The organism is Enterobacter sp. V89_11 (assembly GCF_029967775.1).
In the GTDB taxonomy this organism is placed as follows: domain Bacteria; phylum Pseudomonadota; class Gammaproteobacteria; order Enterobacterales; family Enterobacteriaceae; genus Enterobacter; species Enterobacter ludwigii.
On the sequence record NZ_JASCAN010000009.1, the window covers coordinates 109,757 to 131,867 of the forward strand.

Consider the following 22,111-nt stretch of genomic DNA (forward strand, 5'->3'; position numbering starts at 1 on the left):
TTAAAAATGGCTTGCCATATTAAACATAGTGTGTGATAACACGTTTTGGGTCAAACGAGGTACAGTTCTGTTTATGTGTGGCATTTTCAGTAAAGAAGTCCTGAGTAAACACGTTGTCGTTGAATACCGCTTCTCTGCCGAACCTTATATTAGTGCCTCATGCAGTAATGTCTCAGTTTTATCTCAGTAATGCCTGCGGGCTAAGAAAACACTCTAAGGAATTTTGCAAATGGCAAAGATTAAAGGTCAAGTTAAGTGGTTCAACGAGTCTAAAGGTTTTGGTTTCATTACTCCTGCTGACGGCAGCAAAGACGTGTTCGTACACTTCTCTGCAATCCAGGGTAACGGCTTCAAAACTCTGGCTGAAGGCCAGAACGTTGAGTTCGAAATTCAGGACGGCCAGAAAGGCCCAGCTGCAGTTAACGTAACTGCTATCTGATCGAACCACTGCTGACTGAAGCACGTTGTACTTCACTCTCAGACATAAAGCCTCGCATATAGCGGGGCTTTTTTATGTGCCTTATCTTTCAAAATATTACCATCCCCGCTCTTGTTAGTAACTTGTTGCAAAGCTACGAGGTTAGTAGCACTGTTTTCCCTCCCTCTGGCCGTCTTTTCCCGTTAAATCAGGGCGTTGTTTAACAGTCCTGGGGTTCAGGTGAAGAAGAAAATGATAACGACCGCCGGCAATTTCACGCCGGCGCGTTTTGCGCTGCTCTGTTTAGCCATTTTTTGCAGTCTGGCGTTTTTGCTGGGCCGCGTTGCCTGGCTGCAAATTATTAAACCTGACAACCTGGTCAAGCAGGAGGATATGCGATCGCTACGCGAACTGCCGATTGATGCTCCCCGCGGAATGATCATGGATCGTGAGGGCCGGCCGCTGGCGGTCAGTGTCCCGGTCAGGGCCGTGTGGGCCGACCCAAAAACGGTGCTGGCAAAAGGGGGCGTGGGCTTTGACGATCGCTGGCAGGCGCTGGCGAATGCGTTACATCTCTCCCTGAACACCCTGTCATCACGGATTAACGCGAATCCACAGGGGAGGTTCATCTACCTTGCCCGGCAGGTAGATCCGGCTCAGGCAAAATGGATCGATAAGCTGAATTTGCCGGGTATCAATTTACGCGATGAATCACGCCGTTTTTATCCTGCGGGGCATGTGGCGGCAAACCTGATTGGTTTCACCAATATTGACGGTCAGGGCATTGAGGGGGTGGAGAAAAGTTTTAACACCCAGCTAACAGGCAAGCCGGGCGTCCGGCAGGTCAGGGAAGACCGTTACGGTCGCGTGGTGGAGAATCTGACGGAAGTCGCGCCGGTGCCTGCGCACAATATTCAGCTCAGTATTGATGAGCGCCTGCAAACCATCACCGAAGATGCGCTAGATAACGCAGTGGCCTGGAACAAGGCGGAGTCGGGGGCATCAGTGCTCATTAATATCCCCACCGGTGAAATCCTCGCGATGGCGAGCTATCCGGATTTCAACCCCAATAACCGCCAGGGCGCGACAATAGACGATTTTCGTAACCGTGCCATCAGCGATACGTTCGAGCCAGGTTCAACCGTGAAGCCGCTTGTGCTGATGACGGCATTGCAACAGGGGCTGGTGCAGCCTGACAGCGTCATTGACACCCATCCGTATATGCTTGACGGGCACCGCATTCGGGATGTGGGTTACTACCCTGAACTCTCGATGACCGGGATCCTGCAAAAATCGAGCGACACCGGCGTATCGCGCCTCTCGCTGGCGATGCCTGTTCAGCACCTGATTGATACCTACCGGAACTTTGGTTTTGGTACAAACACCGGGCTTGGCTTAACCGGCGAGAGCGCCGGTCTGTTACCCCAGCGTAAATACTGGAGCCAGCTCGACAGGGCGACCTTCGCCTTTGGCTATGGTCTGATGGTCACCCCCCTCCAGCTGGCGCACGTCTATGCCACCATCGGCGGCTTCGGGCTGGAACGGCCCCTCTCAATTACCCGTATCGATCCACCCGTTATCGGGCATAGAGTCATGCCGGAAGAGATTGCTCATCAGGTCGAGCATATGATGGAGAGCGTTGCGCTGCCGGGCGGGGGCGGCGTTAAGGCTGCGGTGCGTGATTACCGTGTGGCGGTGAAAACCGGTACGGCGAAGAAAATCGATGATAGCGGCAAATATGTCGATAAATACGTTGCCTATACCGCGGGCGTCGCGCCTGCCAGCGATCCGCGTTTTGCGCTGGTGGTCGTGATTAACGATCCTCAAAACGGAGCGTACTATGGCGGCGCCGTCTCCGCACCGGTATTCAGCGAGATTATGGGTAACGTATTGCGTCTTGAGAACGTCAAACCCGATGGTCTGGCGCCTGATTCCTCGCACCTTATCGTCATGCGTTAACCCAGGCGTTTTATACCGGGGCGAATAGCGGTACACTTCGCCCTTTGATTTACGCTCCGGAGCTGCCATGTCCTTCAGTTGTCCCCTTTGCCACGCGCGTCTGACGCGATCAGAAAAAAGTTTTGCCTGTCCGCAGGGACATCAGTTTGATATGGCGAAAGAAGGCTACGTGAATCTTCTGCCGGTGCAGCATAAGCGCTCGCGCGATCCGGGTGACAGTGCTGAGATGATGCAGGCACGCCGGGCATTTCTCGACGCCGGGCACTATCAGCAACTCAGAGAGGCCGTCGCGCAATTGCTGGAAGATAATCTGACTGACAGTGCAGCAGGCGTGCTGGATATTGGCTGCGGGGAAGGGTATTACACCGCGCGGTTTGCTGAGGTTGCACAAGAGAAGGGCGCGCAGACATTTGGTCTGGATGTTTCCAAAGTGGCTATCCGCGCGGCGGCAAAACGCTACTCCAGCGTGACGTTCTGCGTGGCATCGAGCCACCGACTGCCGTTTGACGATGCCAGCATGGATGCGGTTATCCGCATCTATGCGCCCTGTAAGGCGCAGGAGCTGGCACGCGTTATCAAACCGGGCGGATGGGTCATTACCGTCACGCCAGGTCCCCGACATCTGATGGAGCTTAAAGGGCTTATCTATGATGATGTTCGGCTGCATGCGCCACATTCTGAGCAACTGGCGGGCTTTACGCTGAAGCAGGAGCAGACGCTGGCCTACGAGATGAACCTGGCAGGGGAAGAAGCTGTAGCGTTGTTGCAGATGACGCCATTTGCATGGCGGGCGAAACCGAACGTGTGGGAAACCTTAGCGGAGCAAACAACGTTTCGCTGCCAGACGGATTTCAGTATCCACTGCTGGCAGCGCGAAGATTAACCGGCAAAGTGTGCCCAGAGGATCTGGGCACCAATGCCAATCAGCACGATACCGCCCAGGATCTCGGCGCGTTTGCCCAGCAGGGGGCCAATAAACCGGCCAACCATCATTCCCAGCGTCGACATAATCAGCGTGGCACAACCAATGGCCAGCGCGGTCGCAATAATATTGACCTGCAGGAATGCCAGGCCCACGCCGACGGCCATGGCGTCGAGACTGGTGGCGATGGCGGTGGTCACCAGCAGCCAGAAACCGTGGCGGTGCTGCGGCTCGTCTTCCTCATCGCCATTGCCGCGAAAACCTTCAATCACCATTCGCCCCCCCAGAAATACGAGCAGCACGAAAGCGATCCAGTGGTTCCACTCCAGTATGAACTGGCTTGCCAGCATACCAAGACCCCAGCCGATGAGCGGTGTCAGCGTTTCGATAGCACCAAAGATAAGGCCTGTGCGTAGCGCTTCAGAGAATTTGGGTTTGTGCAGCGAGGCACCTTTACCGATGGAAGCGGCAAAAGCGTCCATGGACATACCGAAAGCAAGAAGAAGGGTTGCGGAGATATTCATTAAAGCGTCCAGACCGGGGGATATCCATATGACACATCACTGCCCCCAGTAAACAGCAGTTGATGTATCTATGGTCTCGCCTGACCGCCTTGCACAAATCTGTGCGGCAAACGGTCCGTACGTGCCACGTTTTTCAACGAGTATGTTGACACGTACATTTCCTGCGAACAGGAAATCAGCTACTCCCCAACGACGGGCGCAACCTTAACATATTTTGAGAATATAAAACAACAATGAAACGGCATTATTTCGTCAAGGTGTTGATAACGATTTTCATTTAGATTTATGCGTGAAAATAACGTTAATAAATATAAGAGAAATGACAGAATGGAATATAGCTTTGGCTATATCAGGTGCGCAAAATAAACGCAGAATATAGCCAAAGCTATGTGGTTAACTTACTGAGTTTTAAGCATAAGTTTGTATATTCTTTCCAGGTCGTCAATATTCTTGACCCGAATAAGCAGCCGGCGTTGCTCTAATTGCATCACCAGTACACCATCTTCCGATAAATTCATCTCTTTAATACGGTTATATTCTATCCATACATTGGCGAAGAAAAACCCGCGGCTTTTAAAAATGATTTTCGGAACACGGATCCAGAACAGATAAATCGCCATTAATGCCAGCGCACATAATAACCATGTGGTTAATATTGCACCATGACCGGTCACGTTGTTGTATATAAGAATGACGATGAGACCGGCGAAGATAAACGCATCCACGCGGCCGCGTCGCAGAAGGGGCAGGGAGAGCAGCGTTTCGCCGTGGCGGCGGGGCATGATGAACTCGTCATAGATCGCATATGCCAGAAGGGCCACAATAAACAAAACCAGTACGATGTCCGTGACAGTCATTCATCCTCCAGATAAAAAAACCGGGGGCAAGCCCCCGGCGTATTACGTGATGTCTTACAGGCCCAGCAGACCGACAGCGTAGCCCGCGATACCGATGACGAAGAAGCCAACAATGATCCACAGCGGGTTAACTTTCTTACGCAGCAGCCACATACAGGCGAAGGTCAGCAGCAGCGGTACCAGACCCGGCATCAGCTGGTCCAGAATCGTCTGCACGGTGGTAACACGGGTCTGACCATCCTGACCGGTGATGGTGGACACCACCAGCGGGATGTTCACGTGCGTCCACTTGTTAACCAGTGCCCCCATGACAAACAGGCCGAGGATTGACGCCCCCTCAGTCAGTTTCTGCAGGAAGCCGCCGCCCATATCCTTAACGATGTCCACCCCTTTACGGTAACCGTAAGCCACACCGTAGTAACGGGTCAGCAGACGCACCGCGTTGAACAGGATGAAGAACAGCAGTGGCCCAAGCAGGCTTCCGCTCATGGCGATACCGGCACCCAGCGCCGCGAAGACCGGACGCACGGTACCCCAGAAGATTGGGTCACCGACGCCTGCCAGCGGACCCATCAGACCGACTTTGATACCGTTGATGGCACCATCGTCAATCTCTGCGCCGTTTGCACGCTGCTCTTCCATCGCCAACGTCACGCCCAGAACCGGAGCCGCCACATAAGGATGGGTGTTAAAGAATTCCAGGTGACGCTTAATCGCCTGACGGCGCGCTTCGTTGTTTTCCGGATACAGGCGTTTGATAGCCGGTACCATGGAGAAACAGAAGCCCAGCGCCTGCATACGTTCGAAGTTCCATGAACCCTGAAACAGGTTAGAACGGATGAACACGCCACGAATATCACCCGGAGTGAGTTTTTTCTCGGTGGTAGTTTTTGTCATATCAACCATTTCGCTCACCTGCTAGTCCAGTTCGTTATCGAGATCGTTATTACCAGCAGCCTGCGCTGGGGCACCCGCAACGCGGTTATATTTCGGGCTGAGCTGGATGTAGAGAATCGCCATCACTGCACCAATCACACCCAACGCAACCAGGTTGAAGTTGGTGAACGCAGCAGTAACGAAGCCGAGGTAGAAGAACGGCATCAGGTAGCCTGCGCGCATCATATTGATAACCATCGCATAACCAACCACCACAATCATACCGCCTGCGATGTTCAGACCGCCGGTGACCACTTCTGGAATGGCGTTCAGCATGCTCTGTACTTCACTGGTACCGACGGAGATCGCAACGATAACGGCCGGGATCGCGATACGCATCGCCTGCAGGAACAGGGACGATACGTGGATCCAGGAGAGCGCCGTCAGGTTGCCATTTTCGGCCGCCTTATCCGCCGCGTGCTGGAAAGCCACGGTGATAGTACGCACGATGATGGTCAGTACCTGACCTGCTGCTGCCAGCGGGATGGCCAGGGCAATACCTGCACCGATACTCTGGTGACCGGCAATAACCAGAACCGTAGAAATGATGGACGCCAGCGCGGCATCAGGCGCAACTGCCGCACCGATGTTCATCCAGCCCAGGGCAATCATTTCCAGGGTACCACCGATGATGATCCCGGTTTTCATATCACCCAGAACGGCACCAATCAACGTACAGGCCACCAGAGGGCGGTGGAACTGAAATTCATCAAGTACGGATTCCATACCCGCAATACACGCGACGATGAACACCAGCACAATCTGAAGAGTGGTAATCTCCATTGTACTTCTCCTATTACATAAGCTTTATGTGAAAAACCGGCGCGGGCTTATTTCCCAACTTTACCGATCAGATCCATCATTTTCAGTTTCTGATCCGTGGAAACCTTACGGGCTTCCAGTTCGATACCGCGTGCATTCAGCTTGTTGAATGCCTCGATATCTTTCGCATCGACTGAAATGGCGTTGTTGACCTGCGTTTTGCCCTGACGGAATGCCATACCACCAATGTTTACGGAGGTAATTTTCACGCCGCCTTCAACCAGGCGTTCAACGTCTGTCGGGTTTGTGAACAGCAGCATCACGCGCTCGCCCGCATATTTCGGGTTGTTATAAACGCGGATCATTTTGGCGACATCCACCACGTGCGCGGTAACGCCAGGAGGAGCAACCTGTGTCAGAAGGGTTTTACGTACGGTATCAGCAGCAACTTCATCGCTGACGACAATAATGCGTCGAACGTTGGTCTCTTTGGTCCAGCGCGTTGCCACCTGGCCGTGGATTAAACGGTCATCGATACGGGCAAGGCCGATCACCATGTAATCATTCGGGCCCATGGGCTTCGCCGGGGCTGCGGCTTTTGGCGCCGCGGCCACTGGAGCAGGCTTCTCAACCGGTTGTGCTTTCAGCGCTTTCACGCCTTCGCGACCGGTTTCAACTGCCAGAGCGACCAGTTCATCGAAACTCGGATTGTCGTCGCGTGCCATGAAGGTTTCCACCAACATCGGGATATTCACCCCGGCGACAACTTCATAATGCTCTTTATCGACGACAATGCGGCTGGCAGCATTGAACGGACTGCCTCCCCATGTATCAACGAGAAACAGCACGCCTTTGCTGGTATCCAGTTTCTGCAGTTGAGCAGTGTACTTCTCAATCAGCGTTTCAGCGTTTTCACCGGGAACGAAATCGATCCAGCCGACGTTTTCCTGCTCACCCAACAGCATCTCTGCTGTTTTGAGTAACTGCTCTGCAGCCCAACCATGTGTGCCTATGACAATAGCAATGGTCACTTGCTACCTCCTTTTATTATCATTAATACGCCTGCCAGGCAGTCGCACTGTGAATCGTATCTGGCCAACCGAATCGATTCAGAAAAGGGTTAGAGTTAAAAAACTAAGACTTCCGCGAATTATTTTAGATAGTGAAAAAATAATTTATGTGATGAAGATCCGTAATTTAGCTATGGGTTACAGAATTATCTGTAAGGTAAAGCAGCTGTGTTACAGATCTTTGCAAAGGAACGTAAATCTTTGCTAAAAACGCATTGTCTCTGATATGTTTAGCATCCGTTTAATTGTTCAGGAGTATAGGGCTAAAGCCCACTATATGGACCGTCACCGACGTCAGTCATCCTCCAGGCCATTCCGCGCCTGTTTCACCGGCGATCCTCGCCACGTATCGACTCTGTCTGCCTCTGTTTTTCCCACGTTGAGTGGGGCACCGTTTGGTCATTCCGTTAGCAGGAGCGTTTCATGGAATTCTTAATGGACCCGTCAATCTGGGTGGGATTGCTCACGCTGGTCGTGCTTGAGATTGTTCTCGGCATTGATAACCTGGTGTTTATTGCCATCCTTGCGGACAAACTGCCGCCAAAACAACGTGATAAAGCGCGTCTGATCGGTCTCTCTCTGGCACTGGTCATGCGTCTGGCACTGCTGTCCGTGATCTCGTGGATGGTTACGCTGACGAAGCCGCTTTTTTCCGTCATGGATTTCACTTTCTCCGGCCGTGATTTGATCATGCTGCTCGGGGGGATATTCCTGCTTTTCAAAGCGACCACAGAGCTTCACGAGCGGCTGGAAAATCGCCAGCACGATGATGGACACGGTAAAGGCTATGCCAGCTTTTGGGTCGTGGTACTGCAGATCGTGGTGCTTGATGCGGTCTTCTCGCTGGATGCGGTGATCACGGCTGTCGGCATGGTGAACCACCTCCCGGTGATGATGGCTGCGGTGGTTATCGCGATGGCGGTGATGCTGCTGGCGTCTAAGCCACTGACGCGCTTTGTGAATCAGCATCCGACGGTCGTGGTGCTCTGCCTTAGCTTCCTGCTGATGATTGGTCTGAGCCTGGTGGCGGAAGGTTTTGGCTTCCATATACCAAAAGGCTACCTGTACGCAGCCATTGGCTTCTCGATCCTCATCGAGCTGTTTAACCAGATTGCACGACATAACTTTATCAAGCAGCAGTCTACCCAGCCGCTGCGTGCGCGTACGGCTGATGCGATTCTGCGTCTGATGGGCGGTCGCCGTCAGGTCAACGTGCAGAATGACAATGAAAGCCGTAACCCGGTTCCCGTCCCGGAAGGGGCATTTGTGGAAGAAGAGCGCTATATGATTAACGGCGTGCTCTCCCTGGCCTCCCGCTCGCTGCGCGGCATTATGACCCCGCGCGGTGAAATCAGCTGGGTCGATTCCCGCCTGAGCGTTAATGAGATTCGCCAGCAGTTGCTCTCTTCACCGCATAGCCTGTTCCCGGTATGCCGGGGTGAACTGGACGAGATCATCGGCGTGGTGCGTGCGAAAGAGATGCTGGTGGCGCTGGAAGAAGGGATTAACGTCGAAGCCGTCGCCGCCGCATCACCGGCGATTGTGGTGCCGGAAACGCTGGATCCTATCAACCTGCTTGGCGTCCTGCGCCGCGCACGCGGTAGCTTTGTTATCGTCACCAATGAATTTGGTGTGGTGCAGGGTCTGGTGACGCCGCTCGACGTGCTTGAAGCCATTGCCGGTGAATTCCCGGATGCGGATGAAACCCCGGAAATTGTCTCCGACGGTGACGGCTGGCTGGTGAAAGGCACCACCGATCTGCACGCGCTACAGCACACGCTGGGTCTGGAAAACATCATCAACGATGAAGAGGACATTGCGACCGTGGCTGGGCTGGTTATTGCCGTTAACGGACAAATCCCGCGGACCGGCGATATCATTGAACTGCCTCCGCTGCAGATCACGATAATCGAAGCGAATGACTATCGCGTCGATATGGTGCGCATTGTTAAAGAGCAGTCGGCCCACGACGAAGAAGAGTAACTGAGCCTAGCGTAACGGCATCAGCGGAACGATATGCCCGTTACGCGGTGCTGGCGGAGACGAACTCTCCGCCAGCCATTGCGGAAATTCCCTCAGCGGCATAGGCTGCGCAAACAAAAATCCCTGCAGTACCTCTACCCCGTGATGACGCAAATACCGCGCCTGCTCGGGCGTTTCTACCCCTTCAGCCACCAGCTCAATGCTAAGCCGTTGTCCGAGCGCAATGATGATGTCCGTCACCGTGGAGTTCACGGCATCAGTGCCGATAGCGCTGGTAAAGGACTTATCAATTTTCAGCACGTCCGGATGCAGCTTTTCCAGCCACGAGAGTGAGCTATTGCCGGTGCCAAAATCATCAATGGCCAGCTTCACGCCCTGACGGTGTAACTCTCTTACAATGCGATAATCCACGTCCTGCAGCGCGTCACGCTCCGTCAGCTCAACAATCAGCTGCTGGGTGGGATGCGCACTGAACCAGTAGCGGTTCAGGTCCTGAATGAGCGTTCCATGCCGGAAATGGCTGGCGGCGGCGTTGATGCCAATGTGGAAGCCGGGCGTTGCCGGAAAATAGCCAATCTGACTCACCGTCTCGTTAATGACGTAACGTGTGAGGGGGATAATCAGGTTGTGCTCTTCGGCGAGCGGAATAAAAACGTCCGGGGAGATCCATCCCTGACGGGGGTTGTTCCAGCGCAGCAGGATCTCCACCCCCACGCATTTCTGCGTGCGGGCATTCAGCAGCGGCTGGCAAAACAGCTCAAATTCACGCGCGGCCAGGCCAAGGTTAATTTCCCAGGTAAAACTCATGCGGTTCGCGGTCGCAAGCCAGGCGACGTAACCCATCAGGAGACTGAGCATCAGCGCCAGCGGCAGCTGAGAGGGCAAATATATCAACGCCAGCTCGCTGGCTCCCGGGCCACTGACGGTAATGGTGAACGGGAAATGGCTGGATTGCTGGCGCAGAACCCTCTCATCATCGTTTATTGTCAGCGAGTCGGAGACATTTTCACCGTAGCGCAGGTATTTATCCCCTACGGTCAGGGCCACGTCGGTGATAAGCGGGCGCTGTGGCTCCAGCATCAGGCGAGTGATGAGATCGATATTCACAATCTGCATCACACCATCTTCTCCGCTATCAGAAACCGGATACCACTGGATCAGGATCGGGCTTCCCTTGAGCAAGGATTTGTCGGTGGAGAGCACCAGTTTTGTTTCGGCGGAGGGCAGGGCAGGCTGAATCTCTCGCAACGGGACGTCGCGATTGCCGAAAATACTTGAACAGTAAAGGATACCGTCTTTGACCAGTGCAATTGAGCGCACCGTTTGCAGTGAGGCCGCCTGTTTTCGTAACACTAAATGCGCTTGAGAGCAGGGCGCTCCAACCAGCGCCAACAGCGGGCTGCGCCCTTTTTCCAGCGGCAATAAGACGTTATCCAGCACGTTGACGGAGTGCGCCGCAAAGTTCAGGGTGTTTTGCTGATTTACGTTACGCTGTGAAATAAAGCGTATACCCAGCGTAATGATGAGCGTAAGAAGCGCAACCATCACGCAGACGATGACGCGTTTTCGGCGATACTTTTTTATGATCCTCTGTGCTGTTTGCATGGGAGGCCGCCCAATACGCCTTCAGCACCAAAAGCCGAGGCAACACAGCAAGTGTAGTGGGGAAATATTAAGTCGACGAGAAAGGGATAAAAATTCGCCCATCCGTGGAAGATGGGCGAGAGAGGCGTTGAGGCGAAACGGTTAGTCGCACTGCACCTTTATCGCCAGACCGCCGCGGGAGGTCTCACGATATTTGGCGTTCATGTCTTTACCGGTTTCGTACATGGTCTCGATAACCTTGTCCAGCGAAACGCGTGGCTCGCTGGTACGGCGCATGGCCATACGCGTGGCGTTGATCGCTTTTACCGACGCGATAGCGTTACGTTCAATGCACGGTACCTGCACCTGACCCGCAACCGGATCACAGGTGAGACCGAGGTTATGTTCCATACCGATTTCAGCCGCCACGCAGACCTGCTCCGGGCTGGCGCCCAGCAGCTCTGCAAGACCGGCCGCGGCCATAGAACAGGCCACGCCCACTTCACCCTGACAGCCCACTTCAGCGCCAGAGATTGACGCATTCATCTTGTACAGCGCACCAATCGCCCCTGCTGCCAGGAAGTAGCGAATGTAGATATCAGGCGTTACGGGTTCAATAAAGTGATCGTAGTAGGCCAGTACCGCCGGAACGATACCGCACGCGCCGTTCGTTGGTGCAGTCACCACCCTGCCACCCGCGGCGTTTTCTTCGTTCACCGCCAGCGCAAACATGTTCACCCAGTCGACCACGTTCATCGGGTCGTTAGAGAATTTGTCTGTGGTGACCAGCATACGGCGCAGCGCAGAGGCGCGACGCGGTACGCGCAGTGGCCCAGGCAGTACGCCTTCGGTATTCATGCCGCGATCGATACAGGCCTGCATGGTTTGCCACACGTTCGCAAAATAGTCTTCAATCTCTTTTTTGCTGTGCAGCGCCAGTTCGTTCTGCATCACCATGCCGGAAAGTGACAGACCGGTTTCATGGCAGTAGTCCAGCATCTCTTTGGCGGACTTGAACGGGTAAGGTACGTTCACATCGCCCGTTGTATCTTTGCCGAAGTGTTCCTCATCAACGATAAAACCACCGCCAATGGAGTAATAGGTTTTGCTGTAGATCACTTTGTCGCCGTTAAAGGCGTGGATCTGCATACCGTTTTCATGCAGGGAGAGGTTATCGCTACGAAAACGCATGCCGTCATCATGCGGGAAATCCACTTCATGCTGACCGTTTGCCAGCAGCAGGCGGCCGCGCGTTTCCACGTCGCGGATAAATGCCGGAATGGCATCAATATCTACGGTATCCGGCATATTGCCCGCCAGACCCATAATAATGGCGATATCGGTGTGGTGGCCTTTACCCGTTAATGACAGTGAGCCGTAAACATCCACGGCGACACGGGTAACGCTTTCCAGTAATCCTTTTTCGACCAGATCATCGACGAACTGTTTACCGGCCTTCATCGGGCCAACAGTATGGGAAGACGAAGGGCCAATTCCCACTTTGAACATGTCGAATATACTAATCACTTTCACACTCCTGACAGGGTTACCGGGGTTCCAGTAACGATGTTATAACTGCGCATAGTGTAAGAGGGAAGACCGACCTCGGCTTAACTATTCACATGAATTAAACTAATGGTTAACGATGGTTTTGCTAATAGCGCGACGCCGATCGCAAACCTGGCAGAAGAGGGTGGAATGTAAAGTATAGTCAAGGCTTCAGGCCGATTTGCAGCGCCAGTTCACGAATGATGCCCGCCGTCATGCCCCAGACAAAATAATGCTGATACCAGGACAACCACACCCGGTGCGCATGACCCCGACGCTGGATATCCAGCGGATGATAACGCCCGAGCCGAAGAGCCTCTTCCAGTGGCATCTCAAACACCGCAGACACTTCATCGACGCTGGCGTGATATTGCAGATCCGGTGGGATAATGCCGACCACCGGTGTGACCTGAAAACCGGTCACGCTGTCGACCGGCGGCAGCACGCCAATGATCTCAACCGCTTCAGGCGGAATGGCGACCTCTTCCTGGGCTTCACGCAGCGCGGCGGCAATCAGCGAGGCGTCAGAACTGTCCACGGCACCACCCGGAAAGGCGACCTGACCGGCATGCTTACGTAAATGTGGCGAACGCTGGGTGAGCAGCAGGCCCGGCTGCTCACGACGGACCACCGGGATCAACACCGCTGCCTGACGTTGATTGAGGGCTTCGCGGCTCACGTTGGGCCGCAAAAGCTGAAAGCGCGACAGAAAATCATCCAGCGTCAGGTTCTCTTTTTCCACCCGTCATTACTCCAGTTGTTTCAGGATACGGTTAACTTTATCAAAGGTTTCCTGATATTCCGCATCGACCTGGCTATCCGCAACAATTCCGCCCCCTGCAGAACAGTACAGATTCCCGTTACAGGCGGTCAGCGTTCGAATGGTGATGCTGGTATCCAGCGTACCGCAGAGACTGATATAGCCAATGCTGCCGCACCAGGCGTTTCGACGATGCGGTTCCAGCTCATCGATTATTTCCATTGCCCGCACTTTAGGCGCGCCGGTTATCGAGCCCCCCGGGAACGCGGCGCGAAGCAGATCGCAGGCCGTGCGCGAGGCGGGCAGTTGCGCGGTAATGGTGCTGACCAGGTGATGCACCGCGGGGAACGGCTCGACGACAAACAGTTCAGGGACACGCACGCTTCCCGGTACGGCGACCCGGCCAATGTCGTTACGCATGAGGTCGACAATCATCAGGTTTTCAGCGCGATCTTTTAACGAGGCCGCCAGTTTTTCCGCCTGCTGGCGGTCGGCAACAGGATCGGCCAGCCGGGGAAGCGTGCCTTTAATCGGTCGCGTCTGAATAGTGCCATCGGCAAGATGAATAAAACGCTCGGGCGAGAGGCTCAGGATAGCGCCCTGTTCCAGGCGCAGAAATGCACTGAACGGTGCCCGGTTACTGGCGTTGAGGCGGGTAAATGCCTGCCACTCATCGCCTTCACAGGTTGCCTGAAAACGCTGGGCAAGGTTGACCTGATAGCAATCACCGCTCTGCAGATAGCCCTGAACCCGCTCAAACTTCGCGGCGTACTCCTGCACGGTCATGTTGGCGCGCCACGCAGAGGTCAGGTGGAAATCCGCTGTTGCGACGGGGACCTGTGCCTCAAGCCAGGCAAGCCGGGCGGACACATCCTGATGGCTGAGCAGAGAGACCGCCTGCTTGTGGTGATCGACGATTATTGCCCAGTCGTAAAGCCCCACCGCCATATCCGGCAGCGGAATGTCGTCCTGTGCAGTCTCCGGCAAGGTTTCGAAGCGGCGACCTAAATCATAGCCGAACAAGCCCAGCGCACCTCCCTGGAAGGGAAGGTCGGGATTTTGCGGAACGGTTAAGCCCAGCGCGTCCAGCGCCTGCTGAAGTAATGACAGCGGATCGTCCGTTGACTGCGTTTCGCCCGTCGTAGTCACATTCCCTTGTGTTATCAGGGTCTGCAGAGGGTCGGCGACCAGAATATCAAAGCGGCTATAGGGATGATCCGCATAACCGGAGTGCAGCAACATCGCAAAAGGAAGATGGCTGAGACGGGCAAACCAGAATTCCGCGGCGTCTGAACGCCAGGGTAATGAAATGACTGTAGGGGGTAACGGGTTCATGTGTGGCATACTACCGGGCAGCGTGAAATAATTAGCGCGGATAATTTAGCAGGAGTTGACAATGTTTGCAGGTTTACCTTCTCTGAGCCATGACCAGCAGCAGAAAGCGGTTGAGCGTATTCAGGAACTGATGTCCCAGGGGATGAGCAGCGGACAGGCGATCACGCAAGTTGCTAATGAACTTCGCGCCACCCACACCGGCGAGCGGATCGTGGCGCGTTTTGAGGATGATGAAGAGGAGTAATCCGGCTTAAACCGCCGCGATAATCTTAATTTCGACTTTGTATTCCGGCTTCATCAGCGTCGCCTGTACGGTACACCGTACGGGCGCATGTCCCGCCACAACCCAGGCATCCCAGGCTTTATTCATCGCCGCAAAATCGTCTTTACTGGCAAGAAAAATGGTCGCATCCAGAATGCGTGATTTGTCGCTGCCTTGCTTTTCCAGCACGGCGTCAATCTGCGCCAGCGTATTCGCCGTCTGTTCGAAGGCATCTGCGTCGAGATTTTCCGGTACACCGGTGTAGTAAAGCGTCTGGTTATGGATGACCACATCAGACCAGCGTGCTTCGGCATCAATGCGCACAATTGTCATAAACGTTTCCTCGTTATTTTCATGTCAGTCGGCAAGACTGCCATATTGTGTTCCCCTCGTCACTATTTGGGGTGGCACTGGAGAGGATGGGCTGACATAATCCCTGTGCAAAAATACAGTGAGAGAGCAACGTGGCAGACGATTTTTCCCCAGAAGGTCAGTTAGCACAGGCGATTCCCGGTTTTAAACCGCGTGAACCTCAGCGGCAGATGGCGCATGCCGTGGCCCGCGCAATCGACACCGCGCAGCCGCTGGTGGTGGAAGCCGGTACCGGCACGGGCAAAACCTATGCCTACCTGGCGCCAGCGCTGCGGGCTAAAAAGAAAGTGATCATCTCCACCGGGTCTAAAGCGCTGCAGGACCAGCTTTACAGCCGCGATCTGCCCACGGTCGCCAACGCCCTGAAGTATAAAGGCCGCCTGGCGTTGCTGAAAGGCCGCTCCAACTACCTCTGCCTTGAACGGCTTGAGCAGCAGGCGCTGGCGGGCGGTGATCTGCCGGTGCAGACGCTCAGCGATGTCATTATTCTTCGCGCCTGGGCCAATCAGACGGAGGAGGGGGATATCAGCACCTGCGCGAGCGTGCCGGAAGACTCTCCCGCCTGGCCGCTGGTCACCAGTACCAACGACAACTGCCTGGGGAGCGACTGCCCGCTGTATAAAGATTGTTTTGTGGTGAAAGCGCGTAAAACCGCCATGGATGCGGATGTCGTGGTGGTCAACCACCATCTCTTCCTTGCCGATATGGTGGTTAAAGATAGCGGCTTTGGCGAACTGATCCCGGAAGCGGACGTGATGATCTTCGATGAAGCCCACCAGCTTCCTGACATCGCCAGCCAGTATTTTGGCCAGTCGCTCTCCAGCCGCCAGCTGCAGGACTTAGCGAAAGATTTCACCATTGCCTACCGCACCGAGTTAAAAGATACCCAACAGCTGCAGAAGTGTGCTGACCGCCTGGCGCAAAGTGCGCAGGATTTTCGCCTGCAACTGGGTGAGCCGGGCTATCGCGGTAATCTGCGTGAGCTACTGGCAGACAAAAATATCCAGCGCGCGCTGTTGCTGCTCGATGATGCCCTTGAGCTTTGTTACGACGTGGCGAAACTATCGCTCGGCCGTTCCGCACTGCTGGATGCCGCCTTCGAGCGCGCCACGCTCTATCGGGCACGCCTCAAACGGCTGAAAGAGATAAACCAGCCGGGGTTCAGCTACTGGTATGAATGCACCTCCCGCCATTTCACGCTGGTCCTGACGCCGCTGACGGTAGCGGATAAATTCAAAGAGGTGATGGCGCAAAAACCGGGAAGCTGGATCTTCACGTCGGCAACCCTTTCGGTGAATGACGATCTACACCACTTTACCGGGCGTCTGGGGATTGAGGAGGCGGAGTCGCTGCTGCTGCCCAGCCCGTTTGATTATGAAAAACAGGCGTTGCTCTGCGTTCCGCGTAATCTGCCTCTGCCTAACCAGCCCGGCGCGGCGCGCCTGCTGGCGGCAATGCTCAGGCCGATGATCGAGGCCAACAACGGCCGCTGTTTTATGCTCTGCACCTCCCACGCGATGATGCGCGATCTGGCGGAGCAGTTCCGCGCCACCATGACTTTGCCGGTTCTGCTTCAGGGCGAGACCAGCAAAGGGCAACTGTTACAGCAGTTTGTCAGTGCCGGTAACGCCCTGCTGGTAGCCACCAGCAGCTTCTGGGAAGGGGTGGACGTGCGGGGAGATACCCTGTCGCTGGTGATCATCGATAAACTGCCGTTTACCTCACCGGACGATCCGCTGCTGAAGGCACGTATGGAAGACTGCCGTTTGCGCGGCGGCGATCCTTTTGATGAGGTCCAGCTACCGGACGCGGTGATCACCCTTAAACAAGGGGTAGGGCGCCTGATTCGCGACACAGACGACCGCGGCGTGCTGGTCATATGCGATAACCGGCTGGTGATGCGCCCTTACGGTGCGACCTTCCTTGCCAGCTTGCCGCCCGCGCCGCGCACGCGGGACATTAAACGCGCGGTTCGCTTCCTGGCAAACCCAACGGCGGAGTAATTTGCCCGTGAGTATGCTAAGATGCGCGCCATTTTGTGACTGACCATTGCGAGAGCGCGACGACTGATGCGAATTCTGGCTATTGATACCGCGACAGAGGCCTGTTCTGTTGCTCTGTTGAACGACGGTGCTATCTCTGCTCATTTCGAAGAGTGCCCACGAGAACACACCCAACGCATTCTGCCTCTGGTTAAAGAGATTTTAACCCGGGGCAACACCACCTTAACCGACCTCGACGCACTGGCCTTTGGCCGTGGCCCCGGCAGCTTTACGGGCGTACGCATTGGAATTGGCATTGCTCAGGGGCTGGCGCTGGGCGCAGAACTGCCGATGATCGGTGTTTCCACGCTGGCAACCATGGCGCAGGGCGCATGGCGTATGACCGGGGCAACGCGCGTTCTGGCGGCCATTGACGCCCGAATGGGAGAAGTTTACTGGGCAGAATACACCCGCGATGAAAATGGCATCTGGCACGGTGAAGAGACCGAGGCTGTCCTCAAGCCGGAAGCGGTGACCGAGCGGCTGAAACAGCTGTCCGGCGAGTGGGCGACAGTAGGCACCGGCTGGCCGGCATGGCCAGAGATGGCTAACGGTACCGGGATCACGCTGACAGACGGCAATATGCTTCTGCCCGCCGCAGAGGATATGCTTCCCATCGCCTGTCAACTGCTTGAGGCGGGCAAAACCGTGGCCGTTGAACATGCGGAGCCGGTTTATTTGCGAAACACCGTCGCGTGGAAGAAACTTCCGGGCCGGGAATGAATCTCAGTAACAGGAACTGAGAAAAAGGAGTCGCATCATGGCGGTTCAGACTAAAGTTGTACGCCTTTTTATGGCAGGCGCAGTGGCCATAGCACTGAGCGGATGCGTTTCCGTTCCTGATGCGATTAAGGGCAGCAGCCCCATGCCACAGCAGGATCTGGTTCGCGTGATGAATGCGCCTGAGCTTTACGTCGGCCAGGAAGCGCGCTTTGGCGGCAAGGTTATCGAGGTGCAAAACCAGCAGGGGAAAACCCGTCTGGAGATTGCCACCGTTCCGCTGGATAGCGGTGCGCGGCCCATCCTTGGCGAACCTTCCCGCGGGCGTATTTATGCCGACGTGGGCGGTTTTCTCGACCCGGTCGATTTTCGCGGACAGCTGGTCACCGTCGTCGGCCCGATTACCGGTTCGGTAGAGGGCAAAGTCGGCAACACGCCGTATAAATTTATGACCATGCAGGTCAACGGGTATAAGCGCTGGCGGCTGATACAGCAGGTCATCATGCCACCTCAGCCGATGGATCCGTGGATGTGGGGTCCACATCCTTATCGGTATGGCTACCCGGGCTGGGGCTGGTATAACCCGGGACCTGCACAGGTTCAGACAATCGTTACTGAGTAACTCCCTGTAATTGTTAGAAAAGAGACAGCGGCTCAGCCGCTGTCTCTGTTTTTTACGAATAAAACGAAAAAAAAGAGTGACGCGCTTCGCAACCTTAAATCTGAACAATTAATAAACTGGTACGCTGAGTTAATATAATGTTAACAAACTGTTTATTATCGGGGTTGTGATGACGACGAACACTCATTTCAGAGGTGATGCATTGAAGAAGGTTTGGCTTAACCGTTATCCCGCAGATGTTCCTGCCGAGATCAATCCTGACCGTTATCAATCCCTGGTTGAATTGTTTGAACACTCGGTGAGGCGTTACGCAGACCAGCCTGCTTTTGTGAATATGGGCGAGGTCATGACGTTCCGTAAACTTGAGGAGCGTAGTCGGGCGTTCGCCGCCTATCTGCAGGAAGGGCTGGGGCTGCAAAAAGGGGACCGCGTCGCGCTGATGATGCCGAACCTGCTGCAATACCCGGTGGCGCTGTTCGGTGTCCTGCGTGCCGGGATGATTGTTGTCAACGTTAACCCGCTGTATACGCCGCGGGAGCTGGAGCATCAGCTAAACGACAGCGGTGCCGCCGCCATTGTGATTGTCTCTAACTTTGCCCACACGCTGGAAAAAGTGGTCGACAAAACCCAGGTTAAACACGTTATCCTGACGCGTATGGGGGATCAACTCTCTACCGCCAAAGGCACACTGGTTAACTTTGTCGTCAAATACATCAAACGTCTGGTGCCGAAATACCACCTGCCGGACGCGATCTCCTTCCGCAGTGCGCTGCAGGCGGGCTACCGCATGCAATACGTTAAACCGGAAGTGGTATCAGAAGACCTCGCGTTTCTGCAGTACACCGGCGGCACAACGGGTGTGGCTAAAGGCGCCATGCTGACCCACCGTAACATGCTGGCAAACCTTGAGCAGGTGAATGCCACCTACGGACCGTTGCTGCACCACGGAAAAGAGCTGGTGATCACCGCGCTTCCGCTTTATCACATCTTCGCGCTGACCATGAACTGTCTGCTGTTTATTGAGCTGGGCGGTCAAAACGTATTGATCACGAACCCGCGCGATATTCCGGGGCTGGTGAAAGAGCTGGCGAAATATCCGTTCACCGCCATGACCGGGGTGAATACGCTGTTTAACGCGCTGCTCAACAATAAAGAGTTCCAGAAGCTCGATTTCTCCACGCTGCACCTCTCTGCGGGTGGCGGTATGCCGGTTCAACAGGCCGTTGCCGAACGCTGGATGAAACTGACGGGTCAGTATTTACTGGAAGGCTATGGCCTGACGGAGTGCGCCCCGCTGGTCAGTGTGAACCCGCACGATATCGACTATCACAGCGGAAGCATTGGCTTGCCGGTTCCGTCGACGGAAGCCAAACTGGTTGATGATGACGATAACGAAGTGGCGCCAGGTGAACCGGGCGAACTCTGTGTCAAAGGGCCGCAGGTGATGCTGGGCTACTGGCAACGTCCTGACGCGACCGATGAAATTATCAAAGACGGCTGGCTGCACACCGGTGATATCGCCGTGATGGATGAAGAGGGCTTCCTGCGTATCGTCGATCGTAAGAAAGACATGATTCTGGTTTCCGGTTTCAACGTCTACCCGAATGAAATCGAAGATGTGGTGATGCAGCACAGCGGCGTGCTCGAAGTGGCTGCCGTAGGCGTCCCTTCCGGGAGCAGCGGCGAGGCGGTGAAGATTTTTGTGGTCAAAAAAGACCCTTCTCTTACGGAGGAGGCGCTGATCACCTTCTGTCGTCGTCAGCTGACCGGCTACAAGGTGCCGAAGCTGGTTGAGTTTCGCGAGGAACTGCCGAAATCGAATGTCGGAAAGATATTACGACGAGAATTACGTGACGAAGCCCGTGGCAAAGTAGACAATAAGGCCTGAGCTTCACGCTAATCGCCCAGACGCCGGTTAAGCCGGCGTTTTTTATGGGCGCAAACAAAAGAGAATCCGTTTTGAATTACCAGATGATCACGACCAACGACGAGCTGGCTTCGCTGTGCGAAGTGACGCGCGACTTTCCTGCCATTGCCCTGGATACCGAGTTTGTCCGCACCCGGACCTACTATCCGCAGCTGGGGTTGATTCAGATGTACGACGGTAAACACGTGTCGCTGATCGACCCGCTCGGCATTACCGACTGGACGCCGATGCGTGACCTGCTGCTCGATACTGCGGTAACAAAATACCTGCACGCAGGCAGTGAAGATCTGGAAGTCTTTCTGAATACTTTTGGCGTCATGCCACAACCGTTGATTGATACACAGATCCTCGCGGCCTTCAGTAATCGACCGCTCTCATGGGGCTTTGCCGCCATGGTTGAGGAGTATACGGGCCTGACGCTGGATAAAAGCGAATCCCGCACCGACTGGCTGGCACGCCCATTAACCGAGCGTCAACTGGAATACGCGGCGGCAGACGTGTTTTACCTCCTGCCGATCGCTGGCCAGCTGATGAAAGAGGCGGAAGCGTCAGGCTGGTTGCCCGCCGCGCTGGATGAGTGCCGAATGACGCAGCAGCGTCGTCAGGAAGTGGTTGATCCGAAAGAGGCCTGGCGCGATATCAGTAACGCCTGGCAGCTGCGTACGCGTCAGCTGGCGTGTCTGCAGCTGTTAGCGGACTGGCGTTTGCGTAAAGCACGCGAGCGCGATCTGGCCGTTAACTTTGTGGTACGCGAAGAACACCTCTGGGCGGTCGCGCGGTATATGCCGGGCAGCATGGGCGAACTGGACAGCATCGGGCTTTCCGGCAGCGAGATCCGTTTCCACGGTAAAACCCTGCTTGCGCTGGTGGCAAAAGCGCAGGAAATGCCGGACGAAGCACTGCCGGAGCCACTGCTGAATCTGATGGATATGCCGGGCTATCGCAAGGCGTTCAAGGATATCAAAGCGCTGGTGCAGGACGTCGCGACGCAAAGCAAACTGGGCGCGGAACTGCTGGCGTCACGCCGTCAGATTAACCAGCTGCTGAACTGGCACTGGAAGCTGAAACCTCAGAATGGTTTGCCGGAAATGATGGCGGGCTGGCGCGGGGAATTGATGGCCGATCGCCTGAATACGGTGCTGGAAGGTTATCCGCGATAATGAAAATGCCGGGTCATGCTGACATGCCCGGCACATTTCCCCGGCGGCATACGCTTACCGGGGATACACAATCCCGAACTACGGACGTGACTCTTCGGCTTCCGGGAGCGTAACGTTCAACTCCAGAATCGAAATATCCCCGTCTTTTTGCTCCAGCTGCACCGTGACCATCTCCGGGTCAATCTGCACATACTTACAGATCACTTCCAGGATGTCCTTACGCAGCTGCGGCAGGTAGTGTGGCTCGGCGTCACTACGACGACGCTCCGCAACGATGATTTGCAGTCGTTCTTTTGCGATGTTGGCGGTGTTCTTTTTCCGCGAGAGAAAAAAGTCCAGTAATGCCAT

22 protein-coding genes and 1 riboswitch are annotated in these 22,111 nt (G+C 55.0%); of the genes, 11 read left to right on the forward strand and 11 right to left on the reverse strand.

What is annotated here, in order from left to right; translation table 11 throughout:
* Positions 1–73 precede the first annotated feature (73 nt).
* From QLG09_RS09465 to rlmA, 4 genes are all read left to right on the forward strand, one after another.
* Positions 74–190, forward strand: a complete 117-nt coding sequence (locus QLG09_RS09465) for a DUF2627 domain-containing protein (RefSeq protein ID WP_032611517.1) — start codon at positions 74–76, stop codon at positions 188–190.
* Positions 191–229: 39 nt separating this feature from the next.
* Entirely contained in the window at positions 230–439 is a 210-nt protein-coding gene (cspE, locus tag QLG09_RS09470; RefSeq protein WP_001062678.1) for a transcription antiterminator/RNA stability regulator CspE, read from the forward strand.
* Between the two features lie 231 nt (positions 440–670).
* On the forward strand, positions 671–2,377 hold the full coding sequence (gene ftsI, locus QLG09_RS09475) for a peptidoglycan glycosyltransferase FtsI (protein WP_072126430.1): 1,707 nt from the start codon (positions 671–673) through the stop codon (positions 2,375–2,377).
* 67 nt (positions 2,378–2,444) lie between these two features.
* A complete protein-coding gene (gene rlmA / locus QLG09_RS09480; protein ID WP_282488851.1) occupies positions 2,445–3,260 on the forward strand; it encodes a 23S rRNA (guanine(745)-N(1))-methyltransferase in 816 nt (271 codons plus the stop codon).
* Here rlmA and mntP read toward each other — a convergent pair.
* From mntP to manX, 5 genes are all read right to left on the reverse strand, one after another.
* Positions 3,257–3,823 (reverse strand): manganese efflux pump MntP, encoded by a 567-nt coding sequence (mntP, locus tag QLG09_RS09485; RefSeq protein ID WP_014170601.1) that lies wholly within the window; start codon positions 3,821–3,823, stop codon positions 3,257–3,259. The two genes, rlmA and mntP, sit on opposite strands and share 4 nt — an antisense overlap.
* Before the next feature lie 10 nt (positions 3,824–3,833).
* Positions 3,834–4,023: riboswitch (yybP-ykoY riboswitch) on the reverse strand.
* 198 nt (positions 4,024–4,221) lie between these two features.
* The gene (locus QLG09_RS09490; RefSeq protein WP_014170600.1) at positions 4,222–4,680 is read right to left on the reverse strand and encodes a DUF986 family protein; all 459 of its coding nucleotides are present in this window, start codon (positions 4,678–4,680) and stop codon (positions 4,222–4,224) included.
* Positions 4,681–4,734: 54 nt separating this feature from the next.
* Positions 4,735–5,586 (reverse strand): PTS mannose transporter subunit IID, encoded by an 852-nt coding sequence (locus QLG09_RS09495; protein WP_006810994.1) that lies wholly within the window; start codon positions 5,584–5,586, stop codon positions 4,735–4,737.
* A 12-nt stretch (positions 5,587–5,598) separates the two neighbouring features.
* Entirely contained in the window at positions 5,599–6,399 is an 801-nt protein-coding gene (gene manY, locus QLG09_RS09500) for a PTS mannose transporter subunit IIC (protein ID WP_014170599.1), read from the reverse strand.
* Positions 6,400–6,446: 47 nt separating this feature from the next.
* On the reverse strand, positions 6,447–7,409 hold the full coding sequence (manX, locus tag QLG09_RS09505; protein ID WP_014170598.1) for a PTS mannose transporter subunit IIAB: 963 nt from the start codon (positions 7,407–7,409) through the stop codon (positions 6,447–6,449).
* 462 nt (positions 7,410–7,871) lie between these two features.
* On the opposite strand from manX, the gene yoaE reads away from it, so the two are divergent.
* The gene (gene yoaE / locus QLG09_RS09510; RefSeq protein WP_040017767.1) at positions 7,872–9,431 is read left to right on the forward strand and encodes a CNNM family cation transport protein YoaE; all 1,560 of its coding nucleotides are present in this window, start codon (positions 7,872–7,874) and stop codon (positions 9,429–9,431) included.
* Between the two features lie 6 nt (positions 9,432–9,437).
* On the opposite strand, the gene QLG09_RS09515 is transcribed toward yoaE, so the two are convergent.
* From QLG09_RS09515 to pabB, 4 genes are all read right to left on the reverse strand, one after another.
* Positions 9,438–11,036: an EAL domain-containing protein gene (locus QLG09_RS09515; protein ID WP_044865663.1), complete on the reverse strand. Its 1,599-nt coding sequence runs from the start codon at positions 11,034–11,036 to the stop codon at positions 9,438–9,440.
* A 141-nt stretch (positions 11,037–11,177) separates the two neighbouring features.
* Positions 11,178–12,542, reverse strand: coding sequence for an L-serine ammonia-lyase (gene sdaA, locus QLG09_RS09520; protein ID WP_020883424.1), 1,365 nt, complete (start codon positions 12,540–12,542; stop codon positions 11,178–11,180).
* A 184-nt stretch (positions 12,543–12,726) separates the two neighbouring features.
* A complete protein-coding gene (locus QLG09_RS09525) occupies positions 12,727–13,305 on the reverse strand; it encodes a CoA pyrophosphatase (RefSeq protein ID WP_014170594.1) in 579 nt (192 codons plus the stop codon).
* Between the two features lie 6 nt (positions 13,306–13,311).
* A complete protein-coding gene (gene pabB / locus QLG09_RS09530) occupies positions 13,312–14,658 on the reverse strand; it encodes an aminodeoxychorismate synthase component 1 (protein ID WP_049023866.1) in 1,347 nt (448 codons plus the stop codon).
* A 61-nt stretch (positions 14,659–14,719) separates the two neighbouring features.
* Between pabB and QLG09_RS09535 the strand changes: the two genes are divergently transcribed.
* Positions 14,720–14,902, forward strand: coding sequence for a YoaH family protein (locus tag QLG09_RS09535; RefSeq protein WP_020883426.1), 183 nt, complete (start codon positions 14,720–14,722; stop codon positions 14,900–14,902).
* A 6-nt stretch (positions 14,903–14,908) separates the two neighbouring features.
* Here QLG09_RS09535 and QLG09_RS09540 read toward each other — a convergent pair whose 3' ends face one another.
* On the reverse strand, positions 14,909–15,253 hold the full coding sequence (locus QLG09_RS09540; RefSeq protein WP_014170591.1) for a RidA family protein: 345 nt from the start codon (positions 15,251–15,253) through the stop codon (positions 14,909–14,911).
* Positions 15,254–15,384: 131 nt separating this feature from the next.
* On the opposite strand from QLG09_RS09540, the gene QLG09_RS09545 reads away from it, so the two are divergent.
* From QLG09_RS09545 to rnd, 5 genes are all read left to right on the forward strand, one after another.
* Positions 15,385–17,295 (forward strand): ATP-dependent DNA helicase, encoded by a 1,911-nt coding sequence (locus QLG09_RS09545; protein WP_049023865.1) that lies wholly within the window; start codon positions 15,385–15,387, stop codon positions 17,293–17,295.
* Between the two features lie 66 nt (positions 17,296–17,361).
* A complete protein-coding gene (gene tsaB, locus QLG09_RS09550; RefSeq protein WP_014170589.1) occupies positions 17,362–18,057 on the forward strand; it encodes a tRNA (adenosine(37)-N6)-threonylcarbamoyltransferase complex dimerization subunit type 1 TsaB in 696 nt (231 codons plus the stop codon).
* Positions 18,058–18,094: 37 nt separating this feature from the next.
* Entirely contained in the window at positions 18,095–18,676 is a 582-nt protein-coding gene (locus QLG09_RS09555; protein ID WP_044867701.1) for a Slp family lipoprotein, read from the forward strand.
* A gap of 202 nt (positions 18,677–18,878) precedes the next feature.
* Positions 18,879–20,564 (forward strand): long-chain-fatty-acid--CoA ligase FadD, encoded by a 1,686-nt coding sequence (gene fadD / locus QLG09_RS09560; protein ID WP_032669980.1) that lies wholly within the window; start codon positions 18,879–18,881, stop codon positions 20,562–20,564.
* Positions 20,565–20,647: 83 nt separating this feature from the next.
* Positions 20,648–21,763 (forward strand): ribonuclease D, encoded by a 1,116-nt coding sequence (gene rnd / locus QLG09_RS09565; RefSeq protein WP_123266851.1) that lies wholly within the window; start codon positions 20,648–20,650, stop codon positions 21,761–21,763.
* 78 nt (positions 21,764–21,841) lie between these two features.
* Here the strand turns inward: rnd and minE are convergent, their stop codons facing one another.
* Positions 21,842–22,111: a cell division topological specificity factor MinE gene (gene minE / locus QLG09_RS09570; protein ID WP_008500504.1), complete on the reverse strand. Its 270-nt coding sequence runs from the start codon at positions 22,109–22,111 to the stop codon at positions 21,842–21,844.

Bases quoted from the DNA above. Each gene is read 5' to 3' on its own strand.
- QLG09_RS09555 (WP_044867701.1), top strand. From the start codon at position 18,095: ATGGCGGTTCAGACTAAAGTTGTACGCCTTTTTATGGCAGGCGCAGTG.
- QLG09_RS09465 (WP_032611517.1), top strand. From the start codon at position 74: ATGTGTGGCATTTTCAGTAAAGAAGTCCTGAGTAAACACGTTGTCGTT.
- tsaB (WP_014170589.1), top strand. From the start codon at position 17,362: ATGCGAATTCTGGCTATTGATACCGCGACAGAGGCCTGTTCTGTTGCT.
- QLG09_RS09490 (WP_014170600.1), bottom strand. From the start codon at position 4,680: ATGACTGTCACGGACATCGTACTGGTTTTGTTTATTGTGGCCCTTCTG.
- QLG09_RS09540 (WP_014170591.1), bottom strand. From the start codon at position 15,253: ATGACAATTGTGCGCATTGATGCCGAAGCACGCTGGTCTGATGTGGTC.
- pabB (WP_049023866.1), bottom strand. From the start codon at position 14,658: ATGAACCCGTTACCCCCTACAGTCATTTCATTACCCTGGCGTTCAGAC.
- mntP (WP_014170601.1), bottom strand. From the start codon at position 3,823: ATGAATATCTCCGCAACCCTTCTTCTTGCTTTCGGTATGTCCATGGAC.
- ftsI (WP_072126430.1), top strand. From the start codon at position 671: ATGATAACGACCGCCGGCAATTTCACGCCGGCGCGTTTTGCGCTGCTC.
- yoaE (WP_040017767.1), top strand. From the start codon at position 7,872: ATGGAATTCTTAATGGACCCGTCAATCTGGGTGGGATTGCTCACGCTG.
- manY (WP_014170599.1), bottom strand. From the start codon at position 6,399: ATGGAGATTACCACTCTTCAGATTGTGCTGGTGTTCATCGTCGCGTGT.
- QLG09_RS09515 (WP_044865663.1), bottom strand. From the start codon at position 11,036: ATGCAAACAGCACAGAGGATCATAAAAAAGTATCGCCGAAAACGCGTC.
- rnd (WP_123266851.1), top strand. From the start codon at position 20,648: ATGATCACGACCAACGACGAGCTGGCTTCGCTGTGCGAAGTGACGCGC.
- cspE (WP_001062678.1), top strand. From the start codon at position 230: ATGGCAAAGATTAAAGGTCAAGTTAAGTGGTTCAACGAGTCTAAAGGT.
- QLG09_RS09495 (WP_006810994.1), bottom strand. From the start codon at position 5,586: ATGGTTGATATGACAAAAACTACCACCGAGAAAAAACTCACTCCGGGT.
- QLG09_RS09535 (WP_020883426.1), top strand. From the start codon at position 14,720: ATGTTTGCAGGTTTACCTTCTCTGAGCCATGACCAGCAGCAGAAAGCG.
- minE (WP_008500504.1), bottom strand. From the start codon at position 22,111: ATGGCATTACTGGACTTTTTTCTCTCGCGGAAAAAGAACACCGCCAAC.
- rlmA (WP_282488851.1), top strand. From the start codon at position 2,445: ATGTCCTTCAGTTGTCCCCTTTGCCACGCGCGTCTGACGCGATCAGAA.